This is a genomic window from Rufibacter latericius, assembly GCF_003721515.1.
Taxonomy (GTDB): domain Bacteria; phylum Bacteroidota; class Bacteroidia; order Cytophagales; family Hymenobacteraceae; genus Nibribacter; species Nibribacter latericius.
The window spans coordinates 662,851-680,042 of the sequence record NZ_RJJD01000001.1; the positions used below are offsets into that span (position 1 = coordinate 662,851).

Annotated in this window: 8 protein-coding genes; all 8 read right to left on the reverse strand. The window is 48.7% G+C overall.

The genetic code is table 11. From position 1 onward, the window contains the following. Positions 1-15 precede the first annotated feature (15 nt). The gene (locus tag EFB08_RS02595; RefSeq protein ID WP_123125334.1) at positions 16-2,319 is read right to left on the reverse strand and encodes a GH92 family glycosyl hydrolase; all 2,304 of its coding nucleotides are present in this window, start codon (positions 2,317-2,319) and stop codon (positions 16-18) included. 212 nt (positions 2,320-2,531) lie between these two features. Beyond that, positions 2,532-3,272 (reverse strand): basic secretory protein-like protein, encoded by a 741-nt coding sequence (locus tag EFB08_RS02600; RefSeq protein WP_123125335.1) that lies wholly within the window; start codon positions 3,270-3,272, stop codon positions 2,532-2,534. A gap of 51 nt (positions 3,273-3,323) precedes the next feature. After that, complete coding sequence (locus EFB08_RS02605) at positions 3,324-4,232, reverse strand: ROK family protein (protein ID WP_165864778.1); 909 nt, start codon at positions 4,230-4,232, stop codon at positions 3,324-3,326. Positions 4,233-4,411: 179 nt separating this feature from the next. Further along, a complete protein-coding gene (locus EFB08_RS02610) occupies positions 4,412-6,724 on the reverse strand; it encodes a GH92 family glycosyl hydrolase (RefSeq protein ID WP_123125337.1) in 2,313 nt (770 codons plus the stop codon). Positions 6,725-6,907: 183 nt separating this feature from the next. Then, the gene (locus EFB08_RS02615) at positions 6,908-7,828 is read right to left on the reverse strand and encodes a PorP/SprF family type IX secretion system membrane protein (RefSeq protein ID WP_123125338.1); all 921 of its coding nucleotides are present in this window, start codon (positions 7,826-7,828) and stop codon (positions 6,908-6,910) included. A 13-nt stretch (positions 7,829-7,841) separates the two neighbouring features. Continuing rightward, positions 7,842-10,922, reverse strand: coding sequence for a T9SS type B sorting domain-containing protein (locus EFB08_RS02620; protein WP_123125339.1), 3,081 nt, complete (start codon positions 10,920-10,922; stop codon positions 7,842-7,844). Between the two features lie 110 nt (positions 10,923-11,032). Continuing rightward, positions 11,033-12,856 (reverse strand): RagB/SusD family nutrient uptake outer membrane protein, encoded by a 1,824-nt coding sequence (locus EFB08_RS02625; RefSeq protein WP_123125340.1) that lies wholly within the window; start codon positions 12,854-12,856, stop codon positions 11,033-11,035. Positions 12,857-12,866: 10 nt separating this feature from the next. Next, entirely contained in the window at positions 12,867-16,121 is a 3,255-nt protein-coding gene (locus EFB08_RS02630; protein WP_123125341.1) for a SusC/RagA family TonB-linked outer membrane protein, read from the reverse strand. Positions 16,122-17,192: the final 1,071 nt, after the last annotated feature.

Here is a 17,192-nt window from a genome sequence, read left to right on the forward strand (position 1 = left end):
GGGTGCCCCCAAGACCTACTTCTTGCCTAATTCTACAGTTTGTTCGCCGCCGGCAGCCGATAAAGAGAAAGGTTTGTTCTCTTCTTTGACACCCCGGTTCAAAGCTGGTTTATCGCCCATCACGAAGCTCAAGGTACCGCCGGCGGTGATGTCTGCGTGCCGGATATAGTTGTGGTCGTAGGGCTTGCCGTTGAGCGTGGCCGACTGGATGTACACGTTCTGCTTGCTGTTATTCTTGGCCTCGACGGTGAACTTCTTGCCGTTCTCCAGGGTGATGGTGGCTTTCTGAAACACGGGGCTACCGATGACATATTGGTCAGTGCCGGGACACACGCTGTAGATGCCTAGGGCGCTCAAAACGTACCAGGAGGACGTCTGGCCTTGGTCTTCATCGCCGGGGTAACCGTTCTCGGTGGAGTTGTACAGGCGGTCCATGACCATGCGCACTTTCTCCTGCGATTTCCAGGGCTCGCCGCCGTAGTTGTAGAGGTACGGCATGTGCTGGATGGGCTGGTTTCCGTGCGCGTACTGGCCCATGTTGGCCATCACCATCTCGGTCATCTCATGGATCATGCGGCCGTAGGAACCTACTTTCACTGTGTTGGGCACGCTGAATACCGAATCTAGTTTGGCCGTGAACCGCTTCTCGCCGCCCATCAGTTTAATCAGACCTTGGATGTCTTGGAACACTGACCACTGCCAGTGCCAGGCGTTGCCCTCGGTGAACGGTCCGCCCCACTCCACCGGATCGAAATCGGGCAGCCACTCGCCGTTTTCTTTTCTTCCGCGCATGAATCCGGTGCTGGGGTCATACACGTTTTTGTAGTTGTACATATTCCGGGCGAAGAGCTGCTCATAGAAGGAGTTGCCCGTGAGTTTGGCCAGTTGGTAGCCGCAGAAATCGTCGTAGGCGTATTCCAAGGTTTTAGCGGTGGCCTCGCCATGGCGGGGCATGGAAACGTAGCCCAGCGTGTAGTAATCTTTCCAACCTTCGCGGCCGTTAGCTGGCCCCCATGGCCCTTTGTTTGTGGCTTCATGGTAATAAGCATCTAAGGCGCGTTTCGGATCAAAGGTGCGGATGTTTTTTACCCAGGCATCGGTGAGCAGGGAGATGGCATGGTTCCCAATCATGCTGCCCGCCTCGCCGGGAAACGACCATGACGGCAGCCAGCCGCACTGGTCTTTGGCATCCAGCAGAGCCACCATGTAGCGCCCATGCATGGTGGGGTGCAGAATAGAATTCAGCGGAAACTGTGCCCGGAACGTGTCCCAAAAACCGGTATCGGTGTACATGTAGCCTTCGTGCACTTTGCCGTCATACGGGCTGAAGTAGTACGGCTTGCCGTCTTTGTCGTATTCAAAAAACTGGCGCGAAAACAGGCTGGCTCGGAAGAAGCAGGAGTAAAAGGTAGCTTTCTCTTCTTCGGTGCCGCCCTCTACCATCACGCGGCTCAGGTGCTTGTTCCAAACTGCCTCGGCAGCGTCTTTGGTGTCTTCCAGTTTCTTGTGCTTGCCTAACTCTCTGTTTAAGGTGAGTTCGGCCTGCTCCGGGCTGATGTAAGACGAGGTAACTTTCGCCTGCACTTTTTCCCCGTCTTTGAACTGCACATAGGCGCCAATCCCCTGCCCTTCGCCCGACAAGTTGCCGGCGGAGATCTTGCCGTCTTTGTTTTCCCAGGTTCCCTGATTGATGAACGGTTTGTCAAAAACGACCACGAAATAACTTTTAAAGTTGTCCTTCAAACCGCGGCCGTTGTGCACGTAGCCAATGATCTTGCGCTCTTTGGGGATGATCTTTACCATACTCGCACCAGTGTAACCATCCAGCACGATGTAAGAGCCTTCCGTTTTAGGGAAAGAGAAACGGGCGTGTACGCCGCGCTCGGTCGGCGACATCTCGGTGGTGATGTTGTTGTCTAGCTTTACCTTGTAGTAGTGCGGTTTGGCCACTTCATTGGCGTGGCTAAACTTGGTGGCCCTTTTATCTTCGTGCACCTCCAGTTTCCCGATCACCGGCATCAAGGAGAATACCGCGTAGTCATTGGACCAGGAGCTGCACTGGTGTGCCTGCTGAAATCCTCTGATGGTGTTTTTGGAATATTGGTACTTCCAGCCATCGCCGTTCTGCCCGGTCTGGGGGGTCCAGGTGTGCATGGCAAACGGCAGCGCGGTGGTGGGATAAGTATTGCCGCGAGTCAGGTCAAACGAAGAGTTGGTTCCCTGCAAGGTATTCACATACTGCACCAGGCTGGGAGTACCGGCGTAGAGCGAGGCGCTGCAAAGCCAAAGAAAGAGAAAGTAGAGAGGTCTTAGTTTCATCTGTGTCTGGGGTAAAACAAATTGAAAGCGTAAGCGAAATCAGAACTGATCCAACCCGGTTTTCTGCTGTTTTACAGAAAACAAGCTGAAATCAGAAAAGCTAATCTAAAAGGCACAACACCTTATTAAAACGTTTTAGCAAAAAGCCATTTACCCAGACAAGAAGTAAGATTTGTCTGCTTCCCTATGCTCATATATCAAACTGATAATTATTACAAGGCAGGGTTCAGGGCGTATTGCTGCCACAGCTCATCCACCGTTTTACCCGTCAGTTTCACCCAAAGCTCGGGGGTATAGGTTTTCTTGCGTAGGGCGGCATCTAAGCTATCCACTATTTTGGGGTTCTTGTTCTTTTCTAACCAGGCCAGAAAACGGCCGGTGATGCGGTAACTGTTGGTGTAGTGGTGCTCTGGTTTGAACGGGGTCAGAGACCAGCCGCCGCCGGCGTTGTCTACCCCGAATTTGTAGCGCACATAATCGGTAATGCCTTCGGTGAGCCAACCCGGACCGGCGTCATGCGGATAGGCCTGCACCAAATGGAATACCTCATGGGTGACCACATCAATATCATTAGGATTCTGCAGCATCCAGAGCGGACTGTACCGAATAATTCCGTCACTGGCTGCCGCTACTCCCTGGTAGGCGGGGTCAATGATGAAGGTGACTTTCTTGGTGGTGTTGGGGTTGAAACGGGCCGCTTCTTTCGGGTATACTTTAAAGAAGGCATCAATCATCCGCTTTTTGGTTTCCTCGCCCTCCTGCGCAAAGGCTTGATCCCGGTTGTAGAAGAGGAGCGTGTACGGACCTTTGGTGATGGAATCCTTGCTTATGTAATTCCCAATGTAGGTCCAATCGTCTATACGGTCTTTGTTCTTTTCCTGGTTTGGACCTTGTGCACAGGCACCGGTAATGGAGCCAAGAACAAGCATAGAACCTATTAGAAATCGTTTCATATAAATTAGGGATATTTCGTGTAAGATGTTGCTGCCAAAGACAGCCTAAACTTATTTTCTTAAGGTACTCGCGGCTTCCTCTTTCTCCAACAAACTTCCTTTCCAGGAACTGGCCGCCCCAATCAAAGCCGACTCCTCCCCCAACTCGGCTACCCTTATCGGAATGGATAAGGCATGGTTTAGAAGATGCTGCTCCAACTCCCCAGAGAACAGATGATAGGCTTTGGAGATGTTGCCCCCGATCACCACCATCACGGCACCCAAGGGTTTCACGGTCGTTCTGATGAACTCTGCCAGATTTTTCCCAAACTCATCAAAGACAGTTTGCACGGTTAGGTTCTGCGGGGCAAGGTCGGCTAGTTCTCTCACCCCCTTTACCTCTTGGCCAGTGAGTTCCCTGAACCGGTTCACGAACCAACGGGTGGAGAGATAGTCCTCGGCGATGCCCTCCTTAAAAGGCGAATTCCACAGGTCGGCGTCTTCTACCTTGCCGTGGTGGCACCAGGCCGAGCCCAGGCCGGTGCCTAACGTTAGACCCAGTACTTGTTCTACGCCCTGGGCGGCGCCGCAGAAGACCTCGCCTAACAAGAAACACTCGGCATCGTTCAAAAACCGGATGTCATCTGCCTGCATGGAGAGCTTCTCTGCCAATAATTCCTTTACATTGAGCTTGTAGAGGATGTCGTATTTGTTCTGGTCCTTGATGAGGGAAACGCCGTTGGGGTAATCAAACGGGCCCGGCATGGCGATGCCGATCTTTCCCGACGAGGTACCATCAAAGCTCTGGGCTTTTTGGATAACCTCGCACCAGTTGCCGATGATCTCGTTCACCGAGCCCTGGGTGTTTATTTCACTTCTCACATAACTCCCAGATACAAGAGCGCTCGTTTCCATATCGACAAGGGCTGCGGAAATGTGGGAGCCCCCCACGTCAATGCCAACTACTGTTGCATGTTTCATAAAACTGCTTTTTTGACCTGAAGACATGACTCGGTTATAAGTAAACCCACTCACGTTCTTTCTAAGGCTTGTTCCTTCTGCTATATTTTGGTCTGCTTGAGCTACTCTCCCCTGATGAAAGCGGAAGCTTAGCTCCGCTCATCAGGGTAAAATGCTTCTTATCTATCTCTTACTTCAACTTATTTCGCGTTTTGAGTAACATATTGAGGCTTGGAGAACGAGTAAGGGAACGCGCTTTCCTCGTTTCCACGTTTGGTGTTGGGCTTGTCAGCCATATCGAAGCGCAGCTTGGCGCCTTTCATCAGCTCAAAATGGCCCACCCAGTTCTTCTCGTGCTTCTTGCCGTTGAGTTTCAGGTCCTGCACGTACAGGTTTTCTTTGCTGTTGTTGGGGGCCTCAATCTCCACTTTCTTGCCGTTTTCCAATTCTAAGGTCATTTTGGGGAAAAGCGGTGCGCCTAACACATATTGGTCGGTGCCGGGGCATACCGGGTAGAAGCCCATGGCACTGAACACGTACCAGGCCGAGGTCTGGCCGTTGTCCTCGTCGCCGCAGTAGCCGTCTGGGGTTGGTTTGTACATGCGGTTCATGGTCTCACGTGCCCAGTACTGGGTTTTCCAAGGCTCTCCGGCGAAATTGTAGAGGTAGGTCATGTGCTGGATGGGCTGGTTGCCGTGCGCATACTGACCCATGTTAGCGATCTGCATCTCCCGGATCTCGTGAATTACGCCGCCGTAGTAAGAGTCATCAAACACCGGAGGCAAGGTGAACACCGAATCCAGTTTCTTCACGAAGTTCTGCTTGCCGCCAATCAGGTCAATCAACCCTTGCACGTCATGGAACACGCTCCAGGAATAGTGCCAGCTGTTGCCCTCGGTGAAGGCATCGCCCCACTTGAATGGGTTGAATGGGGCCTGGAACTTGCCGTCCTTATTCTTGCCGCGCATCAGGCCAGTGGCCGGGTCATAGAGGTTGCGGTAGTTTTGGCTACGCTTGGCGTACAGGTCAATCTCAGCCTGTGGTCTCTTCAGGGCCTTGGCTAATTGGTAAATGGCGAAATCGTCATAAGCATACTCCAAGGTGCGGGCGGCGTTCTCGTTGATGTTCACATCATAAGGCACGTAGCCCAACTTGTTGTAGTAGTCCACCCCTTTCCGGCCAATGGCGGTGATAGGCCCCTCGTTGTTAGCCCCGTGTACCAAGGCTTCGTAGAGCTTCTCAATGTCGTAACCGCGCAGACCTTTCATGTAGGCATCTGCCACCACTGAGGCCGAGTTGTTCCCGATCATGATGTCAGAATAACCTGGGCTAGACCACTCGGGCAACCAACCGCCTTCTTTGTAATCGTTGATTAAACCTTCTTGCATCTCTTTGTTGATGGCGGGGTACATGAGGTTCAGGAAAGGATACAAGGCCCGGAACGTGTCCCAGAAACCAGTTCCGGCAAAACGGTACCCGTCATGGACCTTGCCGGTGTATGGGCTGTAGTGCACCACTTTGTTGGCGGCGTTCAGCTCATACATTTTGTGGGGGAAAAATAGCGTGCGGTAGAGGCAAGAATAGAAAGTGCGTTGCTGCTCCTCGGTGCCTCCCTCTACTTTGATGCGGCCCAGCGTATTTTCCCAACGGTCACGCGCTTTGGCCATGGTAGCGTCAAAATTGTCTTGGGCCAGTTCGCGGCTCAGGTTCAGCTCGGCCTGCTCTTGGCTGATGAAGGAAGAAGCGACTTTCAGGTTCACCTTCTCGCCTTTGCTTGTTTTAAACCCAATCACCGCGCCCGAATGGTTAGAGGTCAGCTCCAGGGAATCTCTACCGGTGAGTTTGTTTCCGCGGAAAGTGCGGGCCAGTACAATGGGTTTGTCTACGTAGATCACGAAGTGGTTCTTGAACTCTTTCAAGGGACCGCGGGCGTACTTGGTGGTGTACCCCACAATCTTCCGCTCTTTGGGCAACACCTTCACGTAAGAACCTTTGTCTAGCGCATCAATTACAATGAAAGAGCTGTCAGACTTGGGATAAGTGAACCGAAACTGAGCAGCGCGCTCGGTGGGGGTAAGTTCTGCGGTCACGTCATGGTCTGCGAGGTAAACGCCATAATAGTATGGCTTGGCGGTTTCAGACTTATGGGAATACCAGCTGGCGCGGCCATCCTGGTCAAACTTCATCTTGCCCGTTACCGGCATGATCACGAACTGGCCGTAGTCGTTCATCCAGGGCGAGGGCTGGTGCGTCTGCTTGAAGCCCCTGATCTTGTCGGCGGCGTAGGTGTAGGCCCAACCGTTGCCCATGGTGCCGGTTTGCGGGGTCCAGAGGTTCATGCCCCAGGGCACAGCCACGGCCGGATAGGTGTTCCCATTGGAGAGTTCCGGTTTGGAGTCGGTGCCCATCAAAGGGTTCACCAAATCCACGGGGGATACGTCTGCTTTCTTAGAAACCTGGGCGGAAGAGAAGAACGGTACGCTTGCTAGAATCCAAATAAAGAGTTTTTTCATTTATAAGGGTATTATGGTTTTGCCAGATGACCTGGTTGATGTTTGTAGAAAACAGCCTTAAGCTACATGCTGTCACATCAAGTATAAATCCTGTTTGCTAGGAAGGGCTTGAAGAAGCAGCCGTTTTAAGGCCATTTTCTACAAATTTTTGCTAAAACGTTTTAAGAAGGAAATATAACAATTTTATTGCACGTTCCAGAGCGAAGCCCTTAAACCCAGCTCAAAACTTCCTTTCACCCCGGTAAGGCTGTTCAGGGCCGGAGAACCGGTGGTATACATGCCCGTTACCGCCAGTCTTTTTTTCACGTCCACCCCAAAACCGAAGGTCACGTTCTCTGAGCTGTGGTACATACCGAACACGTTGAACTGGTTGTCCACGAAGGTCAGGTTAGCACCGGCATCAATGAGGTCATCGTACCCTTTCACACCGCGGTACACCACTTTCGGTTCTACGCCTACACTGGAACCAAACGCAAGCTTGTAACTGGCGGCGGCAAAGTAAGTGGACCGGTTCACGGTATTGCGCTCATTCAGGCTCTTGTCCAGAAAAGCCCTGATATTAGGAAAAGAGCCCTGAATCGTGAGTTTTGAATCAGTATAGGCCACTCCTACTTCCCCTTCAAAATAAGGCCCCTGGTCGTTGAATTTAGCAACGGTGTTGTCATCAACATCGCCCACCATTTCATCCATGTCAATCTGCTCATTCACTACCCCGGCAGATAACCCGAAATGCAACTGGCGGGTACTCTGGTTAAGCGGCAGGTGATAAGAATAGGTGGCCATGGCTCTGGATCTTTTCAGCAGGCCTTCGCGGTTCTGCCCCAGGTTCAAGCCCAGGCCTACTTTGTTGCTCAGGCCGTAATCAGCGGTGATGGCTTCCGTGGTGGGAGCATCAGAGATGCTCCCCCACTGGTTGCGGTAATGAAGGTTTACCCTTAACCCTCCGTTCACCCCAGCCATGGCCGGATTAGCCAGGTACTGATTCTGAAAATACATCGCCTTCAACGGATTTATTTGGGCAGCACCCTCCTGCACCATTGCTACGCAGCAGAAAAGAAGAAAGAAGAAGGACAGCCCTTTTTTTAGGTTATATAGCTTTTTCATATGGCTTCTATTTTTAATCACGGATAATGGTAAGGGCTCCTTTTGCGGGCGCAATACCTGAACCTAAGTCAATCACATAGTAATACACGCCCTGTGCCAATGGGGAACCTTTGTAAGTACCGTTCCAGTCATTGGCATAGTTCTCCTTCTCAAACACCACTCTACCGGCTGTGTCAAACACCTTGAGTTTGCTGCCTGGATAAGTGTTGATGTTCCAGATTACCCACACATCATTTTTGCCGTCATTGTTAGGGGTAAGGATGTTGTTTGCCTGCAAGGCCACTCCTCCTTCTACCAGCACCGTGAACTCAGCCTCCTTTGTACATCCTTCAGCAGTGCTGGCGGTTACCTTGTAGACATATCCCTGGGTTGGTTTGATGGAAAGCACATTGCTGTTCTGGCCACTGATGATGCCTGGTCCGTTTGCCCAGGTATAAGTGTAGCCTTCTTCGCCTGTCACCGTCAACTGGATGGTCTCCCCTCTAGGCACTTTTCCACCCCGATCAGCGGAGATGCTCATGTTCAGTTCATAAGAGGTGATCTTGAAGGTTCTGGTGAAGGTGTCGGTGCCGTCGTTCAAAGTCCCTCCATTGTCTTTGGCGGTTATCGTGATCGTCGCATCACCGGGTTGGCCTTTTACTAGTTTGTAGGTAAGGACAGCTTTTCCGTTTTCAACGGTGCTCACTGACAAGTCACTGAAGAGTGCGGGCCTGTTGGTGGAAACTGATAAGTTAACCTGTTGTCCGGCTTCTGGGCCAGCAGTTATTCCCTCTAAAGGAATGGTATAGGCATCTACCACGTTACAGCTTCTCTGATCTGCGATGGCTGCAATAGTTGGCGCCTGGTTTGAACCGCTGGTGACGGCCTCAGCCACCGCAGAATAAGGGGCACTGATTCCTGAAGATTGGCTGTAAGCATTGAATGGCCTAATTCTGTAGTAGTAGCGCGTAGCTAGTTTTAGTCCTTCATCTGTATAGCTAGTTACATCAGCTGCTAAAGTTTGGAGCAAGGAGTAAGAGGTACCGTTGGTAGACCGCTCAATCTGGAATCCGGTTTCGTTTTCTGCCCGGTCAATCCAGTCTAATTTCACCTGGTTTTCTGACAAGGTAGTGGCTACCAAATTCTCAGCAGGCAAAGGCAGCCGTTCATCATAGAGGGTAGTTCCGCTCACCACCGCCGAGAAGATGGTAGCATTGGTCTCTCTCTTTGCCCGCACCTTGTAAAGGTACGTGGCCAGCACCCCTAGATTTGGATCTGTAAAACTGGTGGCGCCAGCGTCTACCGCTTGCAGCATGGTAAAGGTGGCACCGTCTGTGGAACGCCATACCTCGTACCCCGTTTCATTCGCCACGTCATTCCAGTTGATGGTGATGGCACTCTCCGTGATGTTGGTTAACCTGATGTTGCTTGGTACTGCTGGCATATTCTGTGGAATACCCCAAATCATCAGTTCGGTCATCTGGATGGCATCACTGGAACCATTGTTCACCGTAATATCTAATTTGTAGTACTTGAAAGCGGTGTTGTTCTCAAAAGAGAAAATCCGATGCTGAAATCTAGAGGTAAAGCGCTGGTTTCTTCTGGTGTCCAGCACTGTCCAATCGGTACCATTGTTTGACCCCTGGAAAGTCCAATCCTTTGGATCCCGCTCCGGCGCATCATTGGCGGAAACGATGGTGTATTGGGTAACAATATCGGTTGGGGAGGTAGATTCATACTGCACCCATAAGGTTCTGTTAGGCGCTTCCAGGAATTTGCTCTCCAAGTTGTTATCAATCAGTTTGGTCGAGTTCTCATTGGGGTTGTTATCGTTATCCTTGGAAACAGTCAGGGTTCCTCCGTTATCCGTGATATCCGTTAAGGCACCGCTATAATTCAGCGTTGTGATATTCTTCACAGGAGAGAACCCCGAAGGACCGTAAGCCCCAACTGCTCTTACCCGGTAATAGTAACGAGTAGCCTGTTTTAAGCCTTTGTCATAGTAAGTAGTGGTATTCGCAGCCAAGTCAGCCACCTTAGTATAGGTTGTTCCGTCTGTAGACCGTTGCAGTTCAAAGCTGGTTTCTGTGCCAGCATTGTCCACCCAGGTAAGGTACACTTCATCACCACCGGTGGAGAAGCCGCTTAATGCTGAGGGCGCTAACGGAGGAACTCCTTCAAATAACCGCCACTCTCCCAATTGGAAAGTATCTCCATTTTTAATGGCACTTATGAAGAAGCGGTAGTATGTATAAGCGGTGGAATTGGTAAGGGTGTAGGTCTTAGTCTGGAAGCGTTCAGAGAACATCTCCCCGGTACGAGTGTCCAGCACGGTCCAATCTGTTCCGTTGTTTGATCCTTCTATTCTCCAATCCTTCGGGTCACGGTCTGGGGCGTCATTCGCAGAAACCAGCGTGTAGGTACCGGCAATGGCTGGCGCAGTTAATTGCAACTGTATCCACTGAGATCCCGGGAAGTTAGACAAGAACTTGGTATTAGAATCATTGTCAATCACTTTGGGGGAACCTTCCCCTGCATTTTGCCCCCCGCTATTTTCTTTGAAAACGGTCAGCACCCCTCCTCTTTCGGTAATATCAGGGGTTGGGGCCGCCTCAAATAAGCGCCATTCCGCCAATTGAAAGGTATTGTTCGCCTTGATAGCTGAAATATTGAGGCGGTAGTACTTATAAGCAGTAGAGTTGGAAACAGAATAGGTCTGGGTGAGAAACCGCTCTGGAAACATCTCTCCGGTACGGGAGTCTAGTTCAACCCAGGTTGTCCCATTGTTAGATCCTTCAAACTTCCAGTCTTTAGGATCACGGTTTGGGTCATCATCTGCCGAAACAAGGGTATAGGTCCCCACCACAGCAGGCTCGGTGAGTTCAAACCTTAGCCATTGCATGTTTTCAAAATGGGACAGAAATTTAGTATCTGGGTTATTATCAATCACCTTGGCAGAACCTTCCCGGGAAGTTGGGCCATCATTATTATCAAGGAAAACCGTTAAAACCCCTCCTTTTGCTGTAAGGTCGTCCTGCGCTGAGGCTTCGTTTATGACGCTGAATACAAACAGCGCACAAAAGGTCACCCTCACAAATTGTAGTAGTTGTTTCATATATGATTTCTTAGGGATATATGGAAAATCTGAAGATGCTTTTACAATCCTATTGGTTAGTGCAGTGCTAAGTTCAGGTTGGGAAGTCCTTCCTGAACTTAGCCCAATCCTTACCAACCCGTATTTTGCACCAGTAATTTGTTGATGTTCATCTCGCTCTGAGGGATTGGCCACAGGTAATGGCGCTTGGTAAACACCCTGGTTTCAAATGGCACCTTGTTGTAGAAATTCTCAATTTGGCGGGCAGAAATATCCAGGGCATAAGTTGGACCGTTGAAAGCTGTTTCAGCAATCTTCCACCTTCTGGCATCAAAATACCGCACATTTTCAAAGGCCAATTCTACCTGGCGCTCTTTCCTGATGGCTTCTCTTACCGCTTCCTGTCCGGTTGGCGCTTCTAACTCAGCGGAGCCGTATTCAGGGATGCCTGCCCGGTTTCTGATGAGGTTCACGTAAGTGAGGATATCAGGATGGCCAGGATTATATTCATTCAGTGCTTCGGCATAATTAAGATAGATTTCCGCCAGGCGCAGCATCACATAAGACCTGCCCCCATTACGCCAGTCACCTGTGCTCATGTTCTTTCTCACAATGTACCCGGTTGGCGTGTAGTCATTACCCGCCCCAGAGTTTTTGCCTGAGTTACCTTCATACCAGGTTCTAGTGACGATATTGCCGGTATTCTGATTCAACCATAAACTGTTGTCATAAGTGATTCCTACATAGAACCGGGGTTCCCTGTTCACCCACTGATTAAAAACCTGTCTTGCTTCAGTATCATTTGGCGCTTTGAAGCTGGTAAACCCAGAAGCCATGTAACCAGATTTTGGATCATTAATGGATCTTCCGTTTGCAGTAAAATAAGCATCCACAATGTGCTGGGTTGCTCCCAATCCCCCACTTCCTTTGGCTTCGGCTTGTGCGCCGGCATGGAAGGGTGTCATTTCATACTGTCTAGGATTGATACCTGCATCTATTCTGGCGAAAATGACCTCCTTGTTCCATTCATCAAGGAAAACATCGCGGGTGGAGAGGTAAGGATCAAACTGGCCCTGAGCATTATTCTTCCGGTACAGATCAAAAGTACCTGGCACAAATTCATCGATAAAGGCCTTTGCTGCATCTGCTGCTAATTTCCATTTGTTGACATCGTACTGCTGGTTGATCAGTTGTTTTCCGTCTGTGCTCACCAAAGAAGCATAGTCTGAATTACCGTTAAAAAGAGGGCTGGCCGCAAACAACAAAACCTGTGATTTAATGGCTTGCACATACGGTTTAGTCATACGGCCATATTGATCTGGGTCAGTACCATTTGGCAAGTCTTGGGCCGCTGCATTGAGTTCTTGGAGTACATAAGCAACACATTCATCATAGGAGCTTCTATGCATCTTCAACTGGTCTGCAGGAGCGTCCACCGGGACAGACTCATTTCCTACCAACACAACCGGACCATACAACCGCATCAAATAATAGTAGTACAAGCCTCTTAAAGCCCTGGCTTCAGCTTTATACCGTTTCACGATAGCTCCATTAGCGCCACAGTCAGTGCATTGGTCTACGTTCTCAATGAACACATTTGCTCTTCTGATTCCCCGGTAGAAATTAGACCAGATAGAATTTACAAAACCCGAGGTTGGGTCCCATGCCCCGATATTCACCGAGTTACTTCCTACAAAACCCCAAACATATTCTGCCTCGTCAGAGGCCGCCAGCCAGGGACCTACGTTCCCATCTCCGCCTAATCCTCTTTGACTTACATCATCCGGAATCTGGGAATATACATTTGCCAGATACTGGTCTATGGTGTTCTTATTCTTAAAGGTAGATTCCAGCGTTAACCGGTCATCTGGTATCTGGTCCAGAAAATCGTCGTTGCATGAGAAGTTCAGGCTTGTAAGCAAGCCTACAAGTATGATTGATTTTATCTTTTTCATTCTTAGGAAATTAGAATTGGAGATTGAAGCCTAAGGAGTAGACTGAAATGTTAGGATATCTTGCCCCGTTTCTGGTAAGCAACTCAGGATCCCATAATTTGAAATTACTGAAGGTCAGTAGGTTCACCCCTCTTAGATAAACCCGGGCGTTTCCTACTCCTATTTTTCCGGAAATGGCACTTGGAATGGTGTACCCAATCTCGGCAGTTTTCAACCGCAGGAAGTCAATATCTTTCACCCACCAACTGCTAATTTGATTGTTATTATTGCTTCCGTTGGCACCAGATCCGTAAGACAATCTTGGGTAAAACGCATTTGGATTTGGGTTCTCTTCCGTCCACCGGTCTAAGGCTATGGTATACAGATTTTCTCCGCCACCATCCCCACTAAAGGGCCTGATACTTCTTCCTTCCAGTATGATGTCTGCCTCAGCCTGGCCTTGGAAAAAGAAACTGATGTCCAATCCTTTATAACCCAAACTTGTTCCAAATCCGTAGGTAAGCGCAGGTACATCTCCCTGCCCTATTTGAGAAACGTCATTAGCATCAATTCTGCCATCACCGTTCAAATCTTTGTATCTGATATCACCCGGCTGGATTTTACCATATTGTGCTGGATATTGGTCTCCATCCTCAGGGGTAATGAAACCGTCTCCATTCACATCGTCCTCAAAGCTGTACAGTCCTTCAGCGGTCAATCCCCAGTTTGCCAATAAAGGCGTTCCTCTTCTTTCTAACCACGGATAAAGCTGAGCTGGTTGGTCATTTTCTAGGACTTTATTCCGGTTGTAAGAGAAGGTGCCCCTAAAGCCTATGGAGAAATCTCTTATGTTTTTGTCATACGTGATCGTACCATCAAACCCTTTGTTTTCTGAAATCCCCAGGTTCCCGGATGGGATGGAAGTAAGCCCAATATAGGCAGGCACATCACCCCTTGTCACAAATGCTCCTACTCTGCGGTCTTTGAATACATCGAAAATGATTCCTAAACTGCTATTGAAGGCATTGATTTCAATTCCTATATCTTGCTTTCGAGCTTCTACCCAAGTAACAGCCACTCCATAGGTTTGCTCGATAATGCCGCCATATCCGGCTCTGTTTCTACCAAACGTGTATCCCCTTATGTTGTCCCCTCTATCATCTTTGTTCCTGACTTCCCCCAAGAAGGCGAACCTACCAGCCCCTGAATCCTGGCCTACTTTGCCGTCAGTGTATCTCAGTTTTAAGAAGTTGATGGTATTTGACAAGGGTTCAAAGAACTTTTCATTGGAAACCACCCACCCTAAACCAAAGGCTGGGAAGAAGCCGTACCTTCTGTTTGGGTCAAAATTCTCTGAACCGTTGTATCCAATATTCACTTCCGCGAAGTACCGGTCATCAAAAGAATAGGTAGCCCTTCCGGCAACTCCTTCGTTCCGGTAAGGAATTGATGCCTGGAAATTACCCGCAAAAGCATCTGATAAATCTGACCGGTTGCCTAGCACCATTCCACTCACCCGGTGCTTGCCAAATGCTCTGTCATAATTTAGAGCACCTTCCATGTAAAATCTTCTGTTTCCGCCGTTTGAACGGCCATAGGATAAAAAATTCTGCCCTGAAAAGGTAGGAGCTGTTCCCAGATTCAGCGTCCCGTCCGGATTTCTTGGGTTGTTAGGATCTACAATCCAAGTGTCTTCCCGCTTGCTTCTTTCAATGAAGTGCTGGTTAAAAGCATCAAAGGCGAACATGGCAGTAGCAGACAAACCTTCCGTTACTCTATCCAGCTTTTGCGTTATTCTTAAATTAGAGAATAGCTGGTTCTTGTTCTCGTTCTGATAACCCCTTAGGGCGGCATCTGCATAAGGATTTCTTGATCCGCCATTAGAGCTTCTGCCAGGAACAAAACCGCCCGGGTACATAACTGGATATTCTATAGGACTGATTTCCAGCGCCGAACCATAAATATCTGCAGCACTCTCAGCCGGGTAATTACCAGTGGCAATATACCCCTGGATACCCAGGTCTACTTTGGTGGATTTAGTAAGGTCCAGCGTTACGTTAGAAGTAACATTGTAACGGGTAAACCTTGTAGTAGCATTGTACTGCGCGATGGCATCTGTATTGAACAAACCTGTTTCATCATAATACCCCAGAGACACATAGTACTTTGCCTGAGGAGAACCGCCACTCACGTTTAAATTTGCATTACGGTTGCGCCCAAAGTTCTCAAATACCTCATCTAGCCAGTTTACATTTGGGTAAACAAACGGGTCTTCGCCACTGGCAGTCTTATTGATTATTTCCTGGCTGTATTTTGGAAGGGGGCCACTTGTGCCGGGTTCTCTTCTCGTGTATTCTGCCTCATTCGTGAGGTTCATATAATCTACGCCATCTATGAGTTCAGGAACCTTGGTGAATCTGGTGATGCCCTGGTTATAATCAAACGTAACTCTGGGTTTCCCTTCCTCGCCTCTTTTGGTCATGATCAAAATCACCCCGTTTGCTCCTCTCACTCCGTACACGGCGGTGGCGGAGGCATCTTTCAGAATGGTGAAGGATTCCACATCCTGGGGATCAATGTTATTCATGGACCGTTCTACCCCATCTACCAAAACCAAGGGACCACTTCCCCCGCTCATAGAGGCAATGCCCCTGATCCAGATGTCCGCTCCGTCATAGCCTGGTTGGCCAGAGCGCTGCACACCTGTTACACCGGCCACCCGGCCGGCTAACATGGTACTGATGTTAGCAACCGGCTGGTCTAACTCTTTCACCGAGACCGACGACTGCGCCCCCACATTGCTTATCTTACGCTGGGTACCGTAGGCTACTACCACTACCTCATCAACCTTGGTCTGGTCTTCCTGCAAGGTCACATTTAGAGTTGCCTTGCCGTTGATAGGAACTTCCAAAGGCAGGTACCCAAGGTAAGAGACCACCAACGTGCTATTCCCATCCGGTGCATTCAGGGCATAATTACCGTTCACATCAGTGATAGTGCCCAAAGAGGTGCCCTTCACACTAACGGAGGCCCCAATCAATGCTTCGCCCTTGCTATCGGTTACCTTCCCTTTTACCTGGAACTCAAAAGCAGATGAGGCCTTAGTGGCTCGTTTAGATTTAACAGGCTGGTGAGAGGACTTCTTTGGGGTCTTCTCACCAGCCGCTACCGTAGGCACCGCACTAGTTACAAAACAGAACCCGGCCAGAATTACCTTGAGCCAAAGCCCTCGGTTCCTCTTTGTGTAACTCCTGAGAAGAAATTTAAGCGGTAAATCTCGTTTCATATGGTCCTTTTTAGTTTGAGTATTGCTTTCTATATGCTACTTGGATATTGTAAACTGTCTTTGGAACTTATCTTCAAATCTGATTCACTTAACCGGCTTCTATTTCCTGGCCGTCATTAATAGTGGTTCAATAATTATGGTAAATCGTTTTAGCTAAAACTTAAACAAACACTCTTTTAGAGATGCCAAAGGCAAAAGACTCTTTTTGTTGATTGAAATAAAAAATGCGGGTTCTATCCTAAAACTGACAATGGAAAACTGGACTCTTCTCCTAAAAAGAAGCAGAGCTACTTTCAGAGACTTCCGTCTCATTTTTAAACTATTGCAAATACACCTCTTCTCACAGGAGTAGAGCAATCAGCCACCTGTAGCAAACAACTTGCTTACTAAAACGTTTTAGCAATACTTTATTAAAAACACCCTGTTTTCAGGGCGGAAACTAGAAGCTGGAATCTGTACTAATTTTATAAAGGATCACTACTTTGATTCAGTAGCGAGTAAGGAATATGGTAGCGCACAGGATTTATCAACAAAGCCGCCCACTATTAATCCTACGCTTCTTTAGACACCAGAAAGAACCTTCAAAGAGTTAAGTCTTCTCCTTAACTGGTACTAAATCTTGTAAACTGATACTAAAATTACATCTATTAAGAAAGTTGGAAATAATGGCAATTACAAACCCTTTTACTTCCCCTTTGTTAACGATATGATAAAAGAACAAACATTATTTTTTAAAAACAAGAACCTCCAAGGAAATTATTTTGCAATTCTGGCCCATAAATGAAGAGTTCACCCCTAGAAGATGGGGTTGAAAACCCTTAAAAGAGCTTTAAACTGCATTTTAGAAGGAAGATTGCATAAAGGCGTATAAACCACATGCAGAGAATAAACTTCGATGAACTTGTAAATCAAGCAATGGAATAAAGCTCATTTTTCAAAAATGGCTTCAAAACGGTGGTGATCTCTTCCTTCCTTTTGGAATCCCAGCAACTCTTTGACTTCCCAACCAACCCGATCTTTCGTCTCCCTACCTTGGCTTTACATATTTTCACACTGCTAAAACAGTTTAAC